Genomic DNA, 14,733 nt, shown 5'->3' with positions numbered 1-14,733 from the left:
GTGGGCTTCCAGCCACTTTATAATGTTGTTGTTTTGTATCCCACTGAGCTTACCAAAGAAGCGCTTAATACATTTATAAAATTTACTTCAATCCGGCTTCTTGCGGATTCGAAACACAAAGTTACCTTCACGCTCTTCCGCCAGCATCAATTCGTGGCCAAGAAACTGGCAGAATTTGGGAATATCACGCTGGGTAGACGGATCCGTAGCGATGACTTCCAATACTTCACCGGCGTTCATATCACGCACTTTACTGTGCAGCATCATCACCGGCTCCGGGCACATCAGCCCGCACGCATCAAAGTGGTGATCCACGGAATCGGTCATCGCTTACCCTCTTTATGTCTTACTGTGCTGCAGGATGTCTTACTGTGCTGCAGGCACCTGGTGCCAGCTCATGCGCTGAATTCCGGGCACCCGTTGCAGCCAGACCAGAACCGGTATCAATGCCAACACACCCAGAACAAACGCGGTGATAAAGTGTACCTCATATCCCAGCGCGGATGCACTGAAGCCACTGGCGCTGTGCAGAAGCCCGGCTACCACCACCTGCACACTGGCCTGCAGGGTGTAATCGGTGCCCGCCAGGGGGCGCCGACAGGCATCCATCATCAAAGTGAACAGCGCTGCGGCAGACATGCCGCCAAACCAATGCTCCAATGCCATTACCCAGGTTACCGCCGCAACCTCGCCGCCATAACGGGCCAACCACCAGAAACCCAGCAAGGTGGTGGCATGCAAGCCGCCGAACAGCAGCAAAGATCGAATACGCCCCATGCGCGGCACCAGCCAGCCCCCCAGTAACGCCCCGGCAATTCCGGCGGCCATGCCCACTGCACCGCTGATCCAGCCCACCTGCCCCAGAGTGTACCCCAGGTCAATCAGCAACGGCTTGGACATGGCCGAACCAAAGGAATCCCCCGCCTTGTAGAAAACCAGCACCAGCACCCAGGCCCACATATTGGGTTGACGAACAAACTGCAGGGCCAGCACAAACACATTACGCGGCCTTTCATGCTCCCCCGTGCGATCTGATTGTGCTGATTCAGTAAAGAACCACACCGGGATGCTGACCAGCAAGATCATCGACGCCAGAGCGACAAACGTCGCCAGCCACCCCAATCGCTCCAACAGGATCAATATGACGGCACCACCAAACAACATGCCCACGCGATACCCGGCCACCTGTACCCCATTGGCGGGGCCACGCTCCTTGGGAGTCAGACTCGACACCGCCAGACCGTCGGTGGCAATATCCTGGGTGGCAGCCACAAGATTGGACAAAAACAGGATGGCCAGCAGGGCGTAGAAACCATTGCCCGCCAGTGTTTGCGGATCCAAAAAACCCAGCAGCAGCAAACAGGCCATAAACCCGAACTGCATGGGGATGATCCAGCTTTTGCGCCGGCCGAAACGCTCGCTTCCATAATGATCCACCAGCGGCGCCCAGAGAAACTTCAGCGCCCAGGGCACGGCCACCAACGACACCAGGCCGATTTTCTCCAGGCTCACGTCATAACTGCGCAGCAGGGCCGGAAGCGCCTGGCTCAAAAAACCCAAAGGCAACCCCTGGGAAAAATACAGGCAACTCAATAATCCCAGACGATAGGTAAGCGAAGCTCCCATCAATAATCTCTCTTGCCATTCAACAGTGGCACCATAATACCTGACATAATGGCTTGGTCATTGAAAATTCGGGGGAAGGGATTACCATTGGACTCCGATATGAAGTGGCATTAACCGAGGAACAGAATGATAAAGGTACTGATTGAGCGGACCATCGCAGAAGGTCTGGAAGGCAACTATGAGCAGACGATCGTTGAGCTACTGACCCATGCAGAGCGATCACCGGGGTACCTGGGCGGAGAATCCTATCTGGACGCCAAACGCCCCAACCATTATGTGGTGATCTCCATGTGGGAAAGCGTCAATGCCTGGCAATTGTGGTTCGGTTCCTCGGCCCGCATGGAAATGCAGAACAAAATTGGTGTCTTTCTTAAAGAACCGGAGCGCTTCACCATTCTGGAGCCCTGTATCTATCAGTCCGCCAAAGGATTACAGAATTCAGCCTGATCCGAATCCGACACCCATCAATCACCACCGCTATGCGGAGCAGCAAACACTGTGATTTCTTCGCGATCATGGTACAGCTGCTTCGCCTGCAACCTGTAGGAACTGCCCGCCTCGTCCAGCACCACCTGCATTTTTTCCAGGATCTGCTGCACTTCCAACCAGCGTCGCTTCATGGGTAATTTCAGATTGAAGATGGCATAGCGAGTCCAGCCCCTGGCCAGCCAGCGCTCCATTAACTGCGCCACTCTGGCGGGCTTTTCCACCATATCGCACACCAGCCAGTCAACCGGCCGTTGCGGCTTATAGGCAAAGGCATCCTCGCGCAAATGAGTTACCTGGCCACTCTCCATCAAAGCCTGATCCATCGGCCCGTTATCGATGGCCACCACCTGCATGCCACGTTGCACCAGTTGCCAGGTCCAACCACCCGGCGCTGCGCCCAGATCCACCGCTTTCTGGAACGGCTTTAACAGGGTGGCGCGCCGGAATTCCGGAATCAGTTGCAACCAGGCTTCTTCCAGCTTGAGGGTGGACCGGCTCGGCGCAGCAGCGGGTTGCCGCAAGCGGGGAAAACCCAACGGCCAGGGCGAACCATTAGCAACAGGTGTGTAACCCACCCAGGCTTCACGGCCGGAAAGAAAAAACACATGCCCGAACCAAGCGGCGTCGGGCTGCAGCATCGCCGCCACTGAACGGGCAAGCGGACGCTCCAGTTTCCGGGTCAGTTTTGACAGGCCCTTGCCCGCATTGGTGTCCGGAAAGGTCATCCAGACATGACGAAAAGGCAGCCCTGATAAACTCTGCCCCCCCGATAGACTCTGGACAAGAGGCCCCACACGATCATCAACCGGCAGCGCCGGGAAATGCTCAATGACCAGCAACCATTGCCGGGCAAACACCACATCCGCAAACGACAACTTGTTCAGCAACGCCCTGCCCGCAGCCGGCTCATGGCCTTCGAACACCACAAACCCGTCACCGGCCCTGGCACGTACAAACCCGAATACACCACAGGCACTGGCCTTATCCTGGATCTCTGCCGCCAGATCAGACTCAAATCCGGGGCGGCACATTAAAAGCACCTGCTGCATGGGCCTCTCTACTTTACGGCTTTGCTCAACCGACCTGGTTTTCGCTGCCGCATTCTACCTGACCGGGTACACCGATCCCAGCCCCGAACCCCAACCTCTGTTCAGTTGGGGTTATAGGTGACCAGACCCTGGTTCAGCACCACATTACCGCGTCCGGTTTCCACCTGCAGCAGGGCCCGCCCCGGCTCAAGCTCCCACAACCTGGTAATAATGGCATCCCCCATGTACACCTGATCGGAGAAGCGCGCACTCAGGCTGAGCAAACGCGCCGGGTCGCCGCCACACAACGCCGACAATGCCGCTCTGCCGGCAAATCCGTAGGTGCACAGGCCGTGCAGAAACGGACTTTCAAAACCACCAAACCTGGCGAAATTGGGATCAATGTGAATGGGGTTGCGATCCCCCGTGAGCCGGTACAATGCCGCCTGCTCTTCGCGGGTCACATCCTGCACCACGTGATCCGGTTCACGGTGGGGCGGGGTCAGGGGATCCCTGCTGGGGCCACGCTCTCCCCCGAAGCCACCGGCTCCCCGGATAAACAGAGTCGCATGAGTCGTAAACAACGGCCCTTCGTGATCCGATACCGAGCACTCCACGCCAACCACAGCAGCCTTGCCTTTGTCCCAGACTTCCACAACTTTACCCACCGCGGTGGCCTTTCCGGACGCCGGTATCGTGCGGTGCAATTCGATTTTCTGCTCACCGTGCAACAACATGGCCAGATTGAACTGCAGGTTACTCATTACCGCACCCATTACCTTCAAACCTGGTATGACAGCGAAAGTAGGCAACACCTTCGGGCCACGGGCTTCATATATAAAATCCAGCTCTGTTTCGGGTTTACAACCCACCGCCAGGGCATACAGCATCACATCCTGCTCTGACCAGCCGAGGCTGATGGGGTCCGTGGTCAGCCCCACAATCTGGGGTGTGATTGGTTGTGCCATGACTTGTCCCTCTGGTTATTATTGTTCACATAAAAAAACCCGCTCTGGGCTGGCCAGAGCGGGTTTTTTCAAATACTGATGTGCAACACACCTTAAGGTGCGGTCACTTCCAGGATTTGCTTTTGCAGGTTTTTCTGATCTTCTGAAGGCTGCACAGTCTGCATTGCCATCAGCTTGCTCATGTCACCTTCGATCTTGATCTGGCCAGACATGAAGCCCTGCATACCCGCAGACTGATCATTGTCGATGAACAGGCGGTGCGCCAGGTCAACGGGCAATGTCATTTTGGTGGGCGCGCTTTCGTGGTGACCTTTCTCGAGCATGCCGGCGTTCAGGCTGATGTCGACATCACCAAAATCAGTACCGGAAACCGTAATATTGATTACCAGATCATGCATTGCTGCCGGTACTTCCAGGTCGCCAGCGGCTTCTTTCAATTCAGCAACTTTTGCGAACCACTCTTCAGACAGGAACTTGAGACTCATTCAATCTTCTCCTATGAATTTTTATTCTTGCTATCAGGGTGCCCCCGAAAGCTTTTATACGCTGATCAATCAAACGACTGTTCGAGACGTTGTCCGCTAACTTATAAAATCCCCACCCCAAAGACAATAGCCTTTTACACCAGGGGCCGGACTTTTTTGGTCAATAACAAACGGACGCCCCGTTTCAGGTCGCCCGTTTATTGATCTATGTAATCATTTCAAGCACTTAGCGAATGTCGTAACCGCGCTCTTCATGCAACACGATATCCAGACCTTCTGTCTCTTCATCCGCCGTGACACGCAGCCCCAGCAGAGCATCCACCAACTTGAGGATAATCCAGCTCACCACGGCCGTGTAGCCCAGGGTGGCCACAATACCGATAACCTGAACCTTCAACTGCTCTGCAATAGAGCCGTTGTCGCCGCCAAAGCCCAGGCCGCTGAAGACACCCAGGTCCGTGGCACAGAACACCCCAACCAACAGAGTACCCAGCATTCCCCCCACCCCGTGCACCGGAAACACATCCAGGGAATCATCGATCTTCAGCCGCTGCTTGATAAACAAGGTGGCAAAAAAGCAGATCACCCCGGCACAAGTACCGATCACCAGGGCAGCAGCGGGCCCTACGGAGCCGGAAGCCGGGGTGATGGTACCAAGGCCCGCCACCATACCGGTCACAATACCCAGCACCGAAGGCTTGCCATGTTTTACCCATTCACAGGTCATCCAGGCCAGGGACCCGGCCGCCGCGGATATATGGGTCACCAGCAACGCCATGGCGGCACTGCCGTCCGCAGCCAGCGCACTGCCGGCATTAAAGCCAAACCAGCCCACCCACAGCATACCGGCTCCGGTAACCGTCATGGTCATGTTGTTTGGCATCATCACGGTGGTGGGAAACCCGTTTCGATTACCGATCACCAGTGCGGCCACCAGGGCCGCAACCGCGGCTGTGATATGCACCACGGCACCACCGGCAAAATCCAGGAACCCCATTTCGGCCAACCAGCCACCGCCCCACACCCAGTGGCATACGGGGGCATAGACCAGTAACAGCCAGGCAGAACTGAACAGCAACATGGAGGAGAATTTCATACGTTCAGCAAATGCACCCACAATCAACGCCGGCGTGATCACCGCAAACGTCATTTGGAATGCCGCAAACAGCACCGCTGGTATATCCCCGTTCATGCTGTCCACACTCATATCGGCAAACAGCACGTTACCAAAATCGCCGATAAAGCTGCCCTGCTCTTCCAATGAGCCAAAAGCAATGGTGTAACCCACCACGAACCAGAGAATCGACATCAGACAGGTGAGCGTGAAACATTGCATCAGCACGGACAACACGTTCTTGGACCGCACCAACCCTGCATAAAACAAGGAAAGCCCGGGGATGGTCATAAACAGGACCAGTGCAGTGGCAGTCAGAATCCACGCAGTATTGGCGCCATTGAGATCAGCGGCGAATGACAAAGACGGAACAACAAGAAACGGCAAAGCGAGCAAAACCCGCTGCAGGTTGCTTTTACCTGACATTGAATGATACCCCTTGAAGGTAGAATTACGAATTGGCCTTTTAATATGTTGCGCTTGGGAGCGCGCAGTACTCTACAGGGCGGATTCCCCCTGCTCTCCGGTACGGATACGAATAACCTGCTCCAGTTCAGATACGAAGATCTTGCCATCCCCGATCTTGGTGGTATTCGCCGCTTTGGTGATGGCCTCGGTGACCACCTCCACCAGATTATCGTTCACTGCCAACTGCAGCTTGAATTTGGGCACAAAATCGATCACGTATTCTGCGCCCCGGTATAACTCCGTATGGCCCTTCTGTCGGCCAAATCCTTTCACTTCTTCCAGCGTCATCCCGCTGATTCCGAGATCAGTTAACGCTTCACGTACATCATCGAGCTTAAAAGGCTTGATGATTGCCGTAATCATTTTCATAATTGCCGCCCCAAATTTCTGTGGCTTAAGGAACATAGATTGGTTTTTTTAAACTGGTTTTTGTTCTATTCTGGTGCCAGCGCACCACAAAAGAGCATGCAGATTTTGGGCCATTTGATCTTATCTAACGATTTCAATAGCTTAGGTAAAATCAAGAACAAGCTCTCACGAAAATCGCACTCATTGCGCGCATCAATAAAAAGCAATGCACCTTTTTGGTTCATTTGGATGTAGTACGAAAGGGGTATGGCCGGTATCTACCTTAGTTGACTTGTATCAACAACATACAGGTGATCGCTCCTATAATGCAGGCTGCCATTTTAATAATGGTTGTTCTGCCTCTCGTGAGAGAAACCGTAGTAACCGTGTGTGTTCAATCACTCAACACAGGAATGACACTCAATGAGTAATAGTCAAGCTGCAACGCCGCAATACGATTATGGTGTCGTTAAGCAATTTTCGGTCATGACCGTTGTCTGGGGCATCGTGGGGATGGCTGTCGGCGTATTTATCGCTGCCCAGCTGGCCTTTCCGGCTCTGAACTTTGATCTACCCTGGCTGACGTACAGCCGTCTGCGCCCACTGCATACCAATGCGGTTATTTTCGCATTCGGTGGCTGCGCCCTGATGGCCACGTCTTTCTATGTAGTTCAACGTACCTGCCAAACCGCACTGTTCGCACCGGCACTGGCCAAGTTTGTCTTCTGGGGATGGCAACTTGTGATCTTGCTGGCAGCCGTTACCCTGCCGCTGGGTATTTCCTCTGCGAAGGAATATGCGGAGCTGGAATGGCCCATCGATATCCTGATCGCAGTGGTTTGGGTCGCATACGCGGTGGTGTTCTTCGGCACGGTTGCCAAACGGACCACCTCCCACATCTATGTGGCAAACTGGTTCTACGGTGCATTCATTATCACGGTTGCCCTCCTGCACATTGTCAACAGCCTGGCCATTCCGGTAACTCTAACCAAGTCTTACTCAGTTTATGCCGGTGCCATGGATGCCATGGTGCAATGGTGGTATGGCCATAATGCAGTGGGCTTTTTCCTCACTGCGGGCTTTCTGGGCATGATGTATTACTTTGTGCCCAAGCAGGCGGGGCGTCCGGTTTACTCCTACCGGCTGTCCATCGTGCATTTCTGGGCTCTGATTTCTATCTACATGTGGGCCGGCCCCCACCATCTGCATTACACCGCGCTGCCGGACTGGGCCCAATCCATCGGCATGGTGTTCTCTCTGGTTCTGCTTGCACCATCCTGGGGCGGCATGATCAATGGCATCATGACCCTTTCTGGTGCATGGGAGAAGCTGCGGGATGACCCGGTGATTCGTTTTCTGATCGTGGCACTGTCCTTTTACGGTATGTCCACGTTCGAAGGCCCCATGATGTCCATCAAGACTGTGAACGCGTTGTCCCACTATACGGACTGGACCATCGGTCACGTTCACTCTGGGGCGCTGGGCTGGGTTGCCATGATCTCCATTGGTTCCATTTACGCGCTGATCCCCTGGCTGTATGGCAAAAAAGAAATGCACAGCGTTGGGCTGGTCAACACACATTTCTGGTTGGCGACCATCGGCACAGTGCTGTATATCGCCTCCATGTGGGTAGCGGGTATCTCCCAGGGCCTGATGTGGCGCGCAGTGAACGACGACGGCACATTAACCTATACCTTCGTTGAATCACTGAAAGCCACCTACCCCTACTATGTGGTTCGAATGATCGGCGGCCTGGTGTTCCTGTCAGGGATGTTCCTGATGGCCTACAACGTCTTCAAGACCATGAGTTCCCCTGCCGCTTCTGGCAACACTGCTGCACAGCCGGCTTAAGGAGTAAAGAAGATGGCTAAGACACACGAAATAGTAGAAAAGAATGTAGGCCTGATGATTATCCTGACCCTGGTGGCGGTGAGTTTCGGTGGTCTGGTGGAAATCGTGCCCCTGTTCTTTCAAAAGCAGACCACGCAACCCATCGAGGGCTTGAAACCCTGGACGGCACTGCAACTGGAAGGCCGTGATATTTATATTCGCGAAGGCTGCAACACCTGCCACTCCCAGATGGTGCGTCCGTTCCGTGCTGAAACCGAGCGCTACGGCCATTACAGTGTGGCCGGTGAGCACGTCTACGAGCACCCGTTCTTGTGGGGCTCCAAGCGTACCGGCCCTGACCTGGCCAGGGTTGGTGAACGCTACAGCGATCAGTGGCACTACGATCACCTGATGAACCCCCGTGATGTGGTGCCCGAATCCAACATGCCCGGTTTCCCCTGGCTGGATGAGAACATCATCAGCGGTGAAACCACTGCCGCCAAAATGGAAGCATTGCGCACGGTTGGTGTTCCTTACACCGATGCCGACATTGCCGGTGCAAAGGCCGCAGTGGAAGGCAAGAAGGAAATAGATGCGCTGATCGCGTACTTACAGGGATTGGGAACCTTCCTCAAAGTGAAGAGGTAACCCAGTATGGATATCAATACTTGGCGTGGCATCGCAACGGTATTGGCTTTTGTCGCTTTCATTGGTGTGTGCTGGTGGACATTCAGCGCACGCCGCAAGAAAGGTTTTGACGACGCAGCCAATTTGCCGTTCGCAGACGAAGCCAATCACGAGAATACCCTGAAGTACAACCCTAAGCACGAAAAAGGGCATGGAGATAAAGAATGACTGGTACTGACTTTACGCAAGGCTGGGTGAATGGTTGGATCATAACCATCGTCCTGATCAATCTGCTGGGCTGCCTTTGGTTACTCTGGTGGACGCGCAAGCGCCCCGAAGACACCATCAAAGAAGGCGAATCCCTGGGCCACTCTTTTGATGGCATCGAAGAACTGAACAACCCCCTGCCCCACTGGTGGTTGAACCTGTTCTATTTCACCATCGCATTCGCGTTCATTTACCTGACGTTATACCCCGGTTGGGGTGACGCCAAGGGCATTCTGGGCTGGACCTCGGTGGGTCAATGGGAAACGGAAGTGGAAAAAGCCGAAAACCGCTATGACCGCCTGTTCGAGGAGTATGCCCAGGTTCCCGTGGAACAACTGGCCGGCAACGAGGAAGTGGTTAAAACCGGGCAGCGCCTGTTTGGCAACAACTGCGCGATTTGTCATGGCTCTGATGCCCGCGGCAACGTCGGCTATCCCAACCTTGCCGATGACGACTGGCTGTACGGTGGCAGTGCCGCCAAAATCGTGGAAACGTTGACCAACGGCCGCAGCGGCATGATGCCACCACTGGGCGCTGCCTTGGGCGAAGACGGCACCAAGAATGTGGCAGCCTATGTGTTGAGCCTGAGTGGTCGCAGTGGTGCCGGTGACGCCGCTGCCGGTAAGGAAAAGTTTGCAATGATGTGCGCTGCCTGCCACGGCCCGGACGGTAAAGGCAATCAGATGCTGGGTGCCCCTAACCTGACGGACGATGTCTGGCTGTACGGCGGCAATGAAGCCACCATCATTGAGACCATCAACGCTGGGCGCCAGGGCAAGATGCCTTCCTTCAAGGATCAACTGAGCCCGGAGAAAATTCACGTTCTTGCCGCTTATGTGTATAGCTTAAGCAACTGATTTTACCTACAATCCGGAGCGCGTAAGCCAAGGCTGCGCGCTCCACTCTCATCCGCATGATGTAGCCAGCAGGTGATACGATGTCGAATCCCGCAAAGATCGCTGTAAAACAGGCCGACCAGGAAGGTATGGACCTTTACAAGAAACGGGAAAAGATTTATCAACGCCACCCTTCAGGCTTCTTTCAAAACCTTCGCATTATTACCATCTGGATCACACTGGGCGTATATTTTCTTGGCCCCTGGCTCACCTGGGATGGCCGCCAGGCGGTGTTGTTCGACCTGCCTGAGCGCAAGTTTTATATTTTCTGGTTTACGTTCTGGCCGCAGGATTTTCTCTACCTGTCATGGCTCTTGATTATTGCCGCCTTTGCCCTGTTCTTCTTTACGGTGCTGGCTGGCCGGGTATGGTGCGGTTATACCTGCCCGCAGACCGTCTGGACCACCTTTTTCATGTGGATTGAATTCATCACCGAAGGTGATCGCAACAAGCGCATGAAACAGGATGCGCAACCCATGTCCATGAACAAGTTCAGCAAGAAATTCCTCAAGCACGGCCTGTGGCTTACTTTATCGTTCTGGACAGCGGTTACCTTCGTGGGTTATTTCGCCCCCATACGGGAACTGTTCATCGACCTGTACCACATGAATGTCTCCGGCTGGGCCGCCTGGTGGATGCTGTTCTTTACCCTGGCCACCTATTTGAATGCCGGCTGGATGCGGGAGCAAGTGTGCATGTACATGTGCCCCTATGCCCGCTTCCAAAGCGTTATGTTTGATCGTGACACCCTGGTGGTTACCTATGATGTCGGCCGTGGCGAGCCCCGCGGCTCACGTAAAAAATCCGTTGCCCGTGATCAGACAGAATTGGGGGACTGCATCAATTGCCAGCTCTGCGTTCAGGTTTGCCCCACCGGGATCGATATTCGCAACGGCCTGCAATACGAATGTATCAGCTGTGCCGCCTGCATTGATGCCTGTGATTCAGTGATGGAGCAGATGAACTATCCTAAAGGCCTGATACGCTACTCCACTGAAAATGCAGTGGAAGGCAAACCCAGTAAAATTCTGCGTCCACGACTGATCGGCTACGCCACTGTACTGGGTATGATGGTGTTGCTGTTCCTTACGGCGGTGTTCTCGCGGGTGCCGCTGGAACTGGATATCATCCGCGATCGCAATGCTCTCTATCGCGAGACCTGGGAAGGTACCATTGAAAACACCTACACACTCAAGATCATGAACAAAACGCAGCAATTCCAGGAGTACGACATTGTGGTGAGCGGGCTGGATAACGTTATCCCCCATATCCCGGAAACCGTAAAGACCCTGCCCGGAGAATTACTGACTCTGGCCGTCACCCTGGAAATGAAACCGGAAGACATCAAGGAACGAAACTCCACGGTCTATTTCAAAGTAATATCAGTAGACGACCCATCCCAGCAGGTGGTTGAGGAAAGTCGTTTCCTGAGCCCCCGTCAATAACCGTGGTAACCGCAATGACACAGACAGACTCCAAACCCTGGCATCGACAATTCTGGCCCTGGTTTCTGATCGCAATTCCAGCCAGTTCAGTGGTGATGGGCGTGGTCATGATTAACCTGGCCATCAGTGGCCGGGACAGCTTGGTACGTGAAGACTGGTACAAGGATGGCATGGCCATAAACCAGCGCCTGGACAAACAGCTGAAGGCGAGAGAACTGGGAATCAAAGCGCAACTGACCCTGGACAAACACTCCGGTGACCTGTTTCTCGATACGGAGAATCTGGATATCAGCCAGGAAAATGAACTGTCACTGCAATTGATTCACCCCACACTGGAAGCCAAGGACCGCACGCTGAAGCTGTATCTAGCACCCAACAACCGTTTCTACAGCAAACTGGATTTCACCCCAGAGGGCCTGTACTACATTGTGCTGACTACACCTTCAAGATTGTGGGAAATTGAAAGCAGCATCAACTTCAATAACGAGGTCAGTGGGCAGGCATTGACGCCCAACAGCTGATGACGGACGCAGCAACCTGTTATCACTGTGGCCTGCCCATTGCCCAGGGTGACCACTACTCTGTCACCATTTTACAGCAGCCCCGTGCCATGTGTTGCCCGGGCTGTCAGTCGGTGGCCCAAACCATTGTCGACATCGGCATGGAATCCTACTATCAGCACCGACAGCAATGCGACCCGGGCAACTCCCCCGCCACAGAACTGGTACCGGGTTTTCTGGAGGGTCTGAACAGCTGGGACGATCAGGTGCTGCAGCAAAGCTTCGTCCATGAGCTGCCGCAAGGCAGTAAAGAAATCACCCTGCTGATCTCTGGTATCACCTGCGCCGCCTGCGTCTGGCTGATCGAAAAGCAGGTCAACCACCTGGCCGGTGTGGTGCGCTGCAATGTGAACATGGGCAGCCACCTCGCCGTTGTGCAGTGGAACCCGGAACAGACTACTCTGAGTGCCATTATCAAAGCCATTGCACGGGTCGGTTACAAAGCCGAACCCTATACGCCACTGCAACAGGAACAAAACATAAAGCAGGAGAACAAACAGGCCCTGATGCGCATCGGCGTTGCGGGCTTGGGGGCCATGCAGGTCATGACCTATGCCGTCAGCCTGTATATGGGAGCATTTGAAGGCATCGAGCCGGCCCACGAACAGTTCCTGCGCTGGGTCAGCGCCCTGGTCACCACACCGGTCTTCTTCTACTCCGGCATGCCCTTCCTGAGTGGCGCACTGAGAAGCCTGCGCAATGCGCACCTGTCCATGGATGTGCCGGTGGCGGTGGCGCTGTGCTTTGCCTATTTTTCCAGTGTCTGGGCCACACTGAGTCAGGGGCCGGAAGTCTATTTTGACTCGGTCTGCATGTTCGTGTTCTTCCTTCTGGTGGGCCGTTATCTGGAAATGCGCGCCCGGCACCGCTCCCAAAGCACGTCCATCCGCCTCTCCCACTCCCAAATGCAAACGGCACGATTACTGGATCAGGAACAACACACCAGGCTGATTCCTGCCGACCAACTGAAACCGGGCGATATTGTGCTGGTAAAAGCCGGTGAAGTTATTCCCGGTGACGGTCGCATCCTTGCCGGGGATTCGGCCGTCAACGAAGCCATGCTCACCGGGGAGCAGTTGCCCCTGAGCAAGACCCGCGACGATGGGGTGACCGGTGGCACGCTCAATGTGGAACAGCCGCTCACCATCGAGATCAGCACTCACCCCAAAGACAGCACCCTGTCCACGCTCAGGCGCCTGCTGGAACGGGCGGAAGCGGAAAAACCCCCCACCTTTGTACTGGCGGATACCATCGCCTCCCGCTTCGTATTCGCGGTATTGCTCACCTCCGTTTGCGTCTATACCTACTGGTGGTTCAACGCACCGCAGGATGCCTTCTGGATCATGCTCTCGGTATTGGTGGTGACCTGCCCCTGTGCATTGTCACTGGCCACCCCCACCGCCATCACTGCCGCCACCGCTCGCCTGTCACAAATGGGCTTTCTTGCCACCCGCGCCCACACCATCGAAGGCATGCGCCGGGTAACCGATGTGGTGTTCGATAAAACCGGCACCCTGACCATGGGAGAGTTCGTGCTGGCACAAACCATTCCATTGGCGAACCTGAACGCTGAACAGGTCTGCGCCATGGCATCGGCGCTGGAATCGGTCTCGGAACACCCCATCGCGCGGGCCTTTCATGGCCTGCCTGCCGCTGCCGGCATTGCGCATCAGCGCATCGTCGCCAACCAGGGCCTGGAGGGTAAACAGGGCAATCACACCATGCGCATTGGTAAACCGCAATTTGCGGTACCGGATCAAATACCCCCGCCCTGCCCCGGCCAGTCCGGGCAATGGATTCTGCTGAGCCGTGATGGGGAAGCACTGGCCTGGTTTCGTATTGAAGACCAACTGCGGCCGGATGCCGAGCGCCTGCTGCAGCGCCTGCAAAACAACGGTTTGCGCTGCCATATTCTGAGTGGTGACAGCAGCGGCCACGCGGAGGCGGTTGCCCGCCAGTTACAGGTAAGCTCGGTGGTGAGTAATGCTGCCCCACAGGCCAAGCTCGATTTTATCCGCCGCCTGCAGCAATCCGGTGCCTGCGTGCTGATGCTGGGCGATGGCCTCAACGATGCGCCGGTACTGGCCGGGGCCGATGTCTCCATTGCCGTGGCCGGCTCCACAGATCTGGCCAAGCTGGCTGCAGATGGTATTCTGTTGGGCAACAGCCTGTGGCCACTCACCGACGTTCTTCAGTTGGTGAACAAAACCTACCGTATCATTCGCCAGAACCTGGGGTGGGCCATACTGTATAATCTGACCGCCCTGCCCCTGGCAGCTGCGGGGTACATCCCGCCCTGGGCCAGCGCGTTGGGCATGTCCGCAAGCTCATTGCTGGTAGTGGTCAACGCATTGCGGTTGAATTCAAACACACGGCAACAGGGAGGGCCCCATTAATGGACATCATCTATCTGTTGATCCCATTGGCACTGGTGTTGTTGGTGGTGGCAGTCTTTGCCTTCTTCTGGGCCGTGCGCAACGATCAGTTCGACGATCTGGACCGGGAAGCCAGCCGCATCCTGTTCGAGGAAGACACCCGAATACCAACCACCAAGAAACCTTCCGACGGAGAACAAAACTGAA

16 protein-coding genes are annotated in these 14,733 nt (G+C 55.1%); 9 read left to right on the top strand and 7 right to left on the bottom strand.

Annotation, left to right across the window (positions count from 1 at the left end):
* Positions 1-87 precede the first annotated feature (87 nt).
* Positions 88-327 (bottom strand): sulfurtransferase TusA, encoded by a 240-nt coding sequence (gene tusA, locus D9N13_RS16835; protein ID WP_290592431.1) that lies wholly within the window; start codon positions 325-327, stop codon positions 88-90.
* Positions 328-366: 39 nt separating this feature from the next.
* Positions 367-1,626, bottom strand: coding sequence for an MFS transporter (locus D9N13_RS16830; protein ID WP_290592429.1), 1,260 nt, complete (start codon positions 1,624-1,626; stop codon positions 367-369).
* 126 nt (positions 1,627-1,752) lie between these two features.
* On the opposite strand from D9N13_RS16830, the gene D9N13_RS16825 reads away from it, so the two are divergent.
* Entirely contained in the window at positions 1,753-2,073 is a 321-nt protein-coding gene (locus tag D9N13_RS16825) for an antibiotic biosynthesis monooxygenase family protein (protein ID WP_290592427.1), read from the top strand.
* Between the two features lie 17 nt (positions 2,074-2,090).
* Here D9N13_RS16825 and rlmM read toward each other — a convergent pair whose 3' ends face one another.
* The 5 genes from rlmM to D9N13_RS16800 all read right to left on the bottom strand — a co-directional run bounded on the left by rlmM (position 2,091) and on the right by D9N13_RS16800 (position 6,547).
* Positions 2,091-3,164 (bottom strand): 23S rRNA (cytidine(2498)-2'-O)-methyltransferase RlmM, encoded by a 1,074-nt coding sequence (gene rlmM, locus D9N13_RS16820; protein ID WP_290592425.1) that lies wholly within the window; start codon positions 3,162-3,164, stop codon positions 2,091-2,093.
* A 101-nt stretch (positions 3,165-3,265) separates the two neighbouring features.
* On the bottom strand, positions 3,266-4,111 hold the full coding sequence (locus D9N13_RS16815) for a MaoC/PaaZ C-terminal domain-containing protein (protein ID WP_290592423.1): 846 nt from the start codon (positions 4,109-4,111) through the stop codon (positions 3,266-3,268).
* A gap of 92 nt (positions 4,112-4,203) precedes the next feature.
* Complete coding sequence (locus tag D9N13_RS16810; RefSeq protein ID WP_290592421.1) at positions 4,204-4,596, bottom strand: SCP2 sterol-binding domain-containing protein; 393 nt, start codon at positions 4,594-4,596, stop codon at positions 4,204-4,206.
* A 226-nt stretch (positions 4,597-4,822) separates the two neighbouring features.
* The gene (locus tag D9N13_RS16805) at positions 4,823-6,136 is read right to left on the bottom strand and encodes an ammonium transporter (protein ID WP_290592419.1); all 1,314 of its coding nucleotides are present in this window, start codon (positions 6,134-6,136) and stop codon (positions 4,823-4,825) included.
* 72 nt (positions 6,137-6,208) lie between these two features.
* Entirely contained in the window at positions 6,209-6,547 is a 339-nt protein-coding gene (locus D9N13_RS16800; RefSeq protein WP_290592417.1) for a P-II family nitrogen regulator, read from the bottom strand.
* 402 nt (positions 6,548-6,949) lie between these two features.
* Between D9N13_RS16800 and ccoN the strand changes: the two genes are divergently transcribed.
* The 8 genes from ccoN (at position 6,950) to ccoS (ending at position 14,732) form a co-directional block, all read left to right on the top strand.
* Positions 6,950-8,377 carry a cytochrome-c oxidase, cbb3-type subunit I gene (gene ccoN, locus D9N13_RS16795; RefSeq protein ID WP_290592415.1) on the top strand — a complete coding sequence of 476 codons (1,428 nt, stop codon included), beginning with the start codon at positions 6,950-6,952 and terminating at the stop codon, positions 8,375-8,377.
* Positions 8,378-8,389: 12 nt separating this feature from the next.
* Positions 8,390-9,004 carry a cytochrome-c oxidase, cbb3-type subunit II gene (gene ccoO / locus D9N13_RS16790; RefSeq protein ID WP_290592413.1) on the top strand — a complete coding sequence of 205 codons (615 nt, stop codon included), beginning with the start codon at positions 8,390-8,392 and terminating at the stop codon, positions 9,002-9,004.
* 6 nt (positions 9,005-9,010) lie between these two features.
* Positions 9,011-9,211, top strand: a complete 201-nt coding sequence (locus tag D9N13_RS16785; RefSeq protein ID WP_290592411.1) for a cbb3-type cytochrome oxidase subunit 3 — start codon at positions 9,011-9,013, stop codon at positions 9,209-9,211.
* The gene (gene ccoP / locus D9N13_RS16780) at positions 9,208-10,107 is read left to right on the top strand and encodes a cytochrome-c oxidase, cbb3-type subunit III (protein WP_290592410.1); all 900 of its coding nucleotides are present in this window, start codon (positions 9,208-9,210) and stop codon (positions 10,105-10,107) included. Before D9N13_RS16785 ends, ccoP begins: the two co-directional genes overlap by 4 nt.
* An 80-nt stretch (positions 10,108-10,187) precedes the next feature.
* Positions 10,188-11,591 carry a cytochrome c oxidase accessory protein CcoG gene (ccoG, locus tag D9N13_RS16775; RefSeq protein ID WP_290592408.1) on the top strand — a complete coding sequence of 468 codons (1,404 nt, stop codon included), beginning with the start codon at positions 10,188-10,190 and terminating at the stop codon, positions 11,589-11,591.
* Positions 11,592-11,605: 14 nt separating this feature from the next.
* Positions 11,606-12,112, top strand: a complete 507-nt coding sequence (locus D9N13_RS16770; protein WP_290592406.1) for a FixH family protein — start codon at positions 11,606-11,608, stop codon at positions 12,110-12,112.
* Complete coding sequence (locus D9N13_RS16765; RefSeq protein ID WP_290592404.1) at positions 12,112-14,547, top strand: heavy metal translocating P-type ATPase; 2,436 nt, start codon at positions 12,112-12,114, stop codon at positions 14,545-14,547. Before D9N13_RS16770 ends, D9N13_RS16765 begins: the two co-directional genes overlap by 1 nt.
* Positions 14,547-14,732 (top strand): cbb3-type cytochrome oxidase assembly protein CcoS, encoded by a 186-nt coding sequence (gene ccoS / locus D9N13_RS16760; protein ID WP_317622518.1) that lies wholly within the window; start codon positions 14,547-14,549, stop codon positions 14,730-14,732. The genes D9N13_RS16765 and ccoS overlap by 1 nt, the downstream gene beginning before the upstream one ends.
* Position 14,733 lies beyond the last annotated feature (1 nt).

The organism is Ketobacter sp. GenoA1, assembly GCF_003671475.1.
Lineage (GTDB): Bacteria > Pseudomonadota > Gammaproteobacteria > Pseudomonadales > Ketobacteraceae > Ketobacter.
The sequence above is the reverse complement of the archived record's forward strand: the minus strand, read 5'-3'. Positions and strand labels throughout refer to the sequence as shown.

What these genes read in the sequence shown, in the direction of transcription:
- tusA (WP_290592431.1), bottom strand. Translation starts at nt 327, where the DNA reads ATGACCGATTCCGTGGATCACCACTTTGATGCGTGCGGGCTGATGTGC.
- D9N13_RS16830 (WP_290592429.1), bottom strand. Translation starts at nt 1,626, where the DNA reads ATGGGAGCTTCGCTTACCTATCGTCTGGGATTATTGAGTTGCCTGTAT.
- D9N13_RS16825 (WP_290592427.1), top strand. Translation starts at nt 1,753, where the DNA reads ATGATAAAGGTACTGATTGAGCGGACCATCGCAGAAGGTCTGGAAGGC.
- rlmM (WP_290592425.1), bottom strand. Translation starts at nt 3,164, where the DNA reads ATGCAGCAGGTGCTTTTAATGTGCCGCCCCGGATTTGAGTCTGATCTG.
- D9N13_RS16815 (WP_290592423.1), bottom strand. Translation starts at nt 4,111, where the DNA reads ATGGCACAACCAATCACACCCCAGATTGTGGGGCTGACCACGGACCCC.
- D9N13_RS16810 (WP_290592421.1), bottom strand. Translation starts at nt 4,596, where the DNA reads ATGAGTCTCAAGTTCCTGTCTGAAGAGTGGTTCGCAAAAGTTGCTGAA.
- D9N13_RS16805 (WP_290592419.1), bottom strand. Translation starts at nt 6,136, where the DNA reads ATGTCAGGTAAAAGCAACCTGCAGCGGGTTTTGCTCGCTTTGCCGTTT.
- D9N13_RS16800 (WP_290592417.1), bottom strand. Translation starts at nt 6,547, where the DNA reads ATGAAAATGATTACGGCAATCATCAAGCCTTTTAAGCTCGATGATGTA.
- ccoN (WP_290592415.1), top strand. Translation starts at nt 6,950, where the DNA reads ATGAGTAATAGTCAAGCTGCAACGCCGCAATACGATTATGGTGTCGTT.
- ccoO (WP_290592413.1), top strand. Translation starts at nt 8,390, where the DNA reads ATGGCTAAGACACACGAAATAGTAGAAAAGAATGTAGGCCTGATGATT.
- D9N13_RS16785 (WP_290592411.1), top strand. Translation starts at nt 9,011, where the DNA reads ATGGATATCAATACTTGGCGTGGCATCGCAACGGTATTGGCTTTTGTC.
- ccoP (WP_290592410.1), top strand. Translation starts at nt 9,208, where the DNA reads ATGACTGGTACTGACTTTACGCAAGGCTGGGTGAATGGTTGGATCATA.
- ccoG (WP_290592408.1), top strand. Translation starts at nt 10,188, where the DNA reads ATGTCGAATCCCGCAAAGATCGCTGTAAAACAGGCCGACCAGGAAGGT.
- D9N13_RS16770 (WP_290592406.1), top strand. Translation starts at nt 11,606, where the DNA reads ATGACACAGACAGACTCCAAACCCTGGCATCGACAATTCTGGCCCTGG.
- D9N13_RS16765 (WP_290592404.1), top strand. Translation starts at nt 12,112, where the DNA reads ATGACGGACGCAGCAACCTGTTATCACTGTGGCCTGCCCATTGCCCAG.
- ccoS (WP_317622518.1), top strand. Translation starts at nt 14,547, where the DNA reads ATGGACATCATCTATCTGTTGATCCCATTGGCACTGGTGTTGTTGGTG.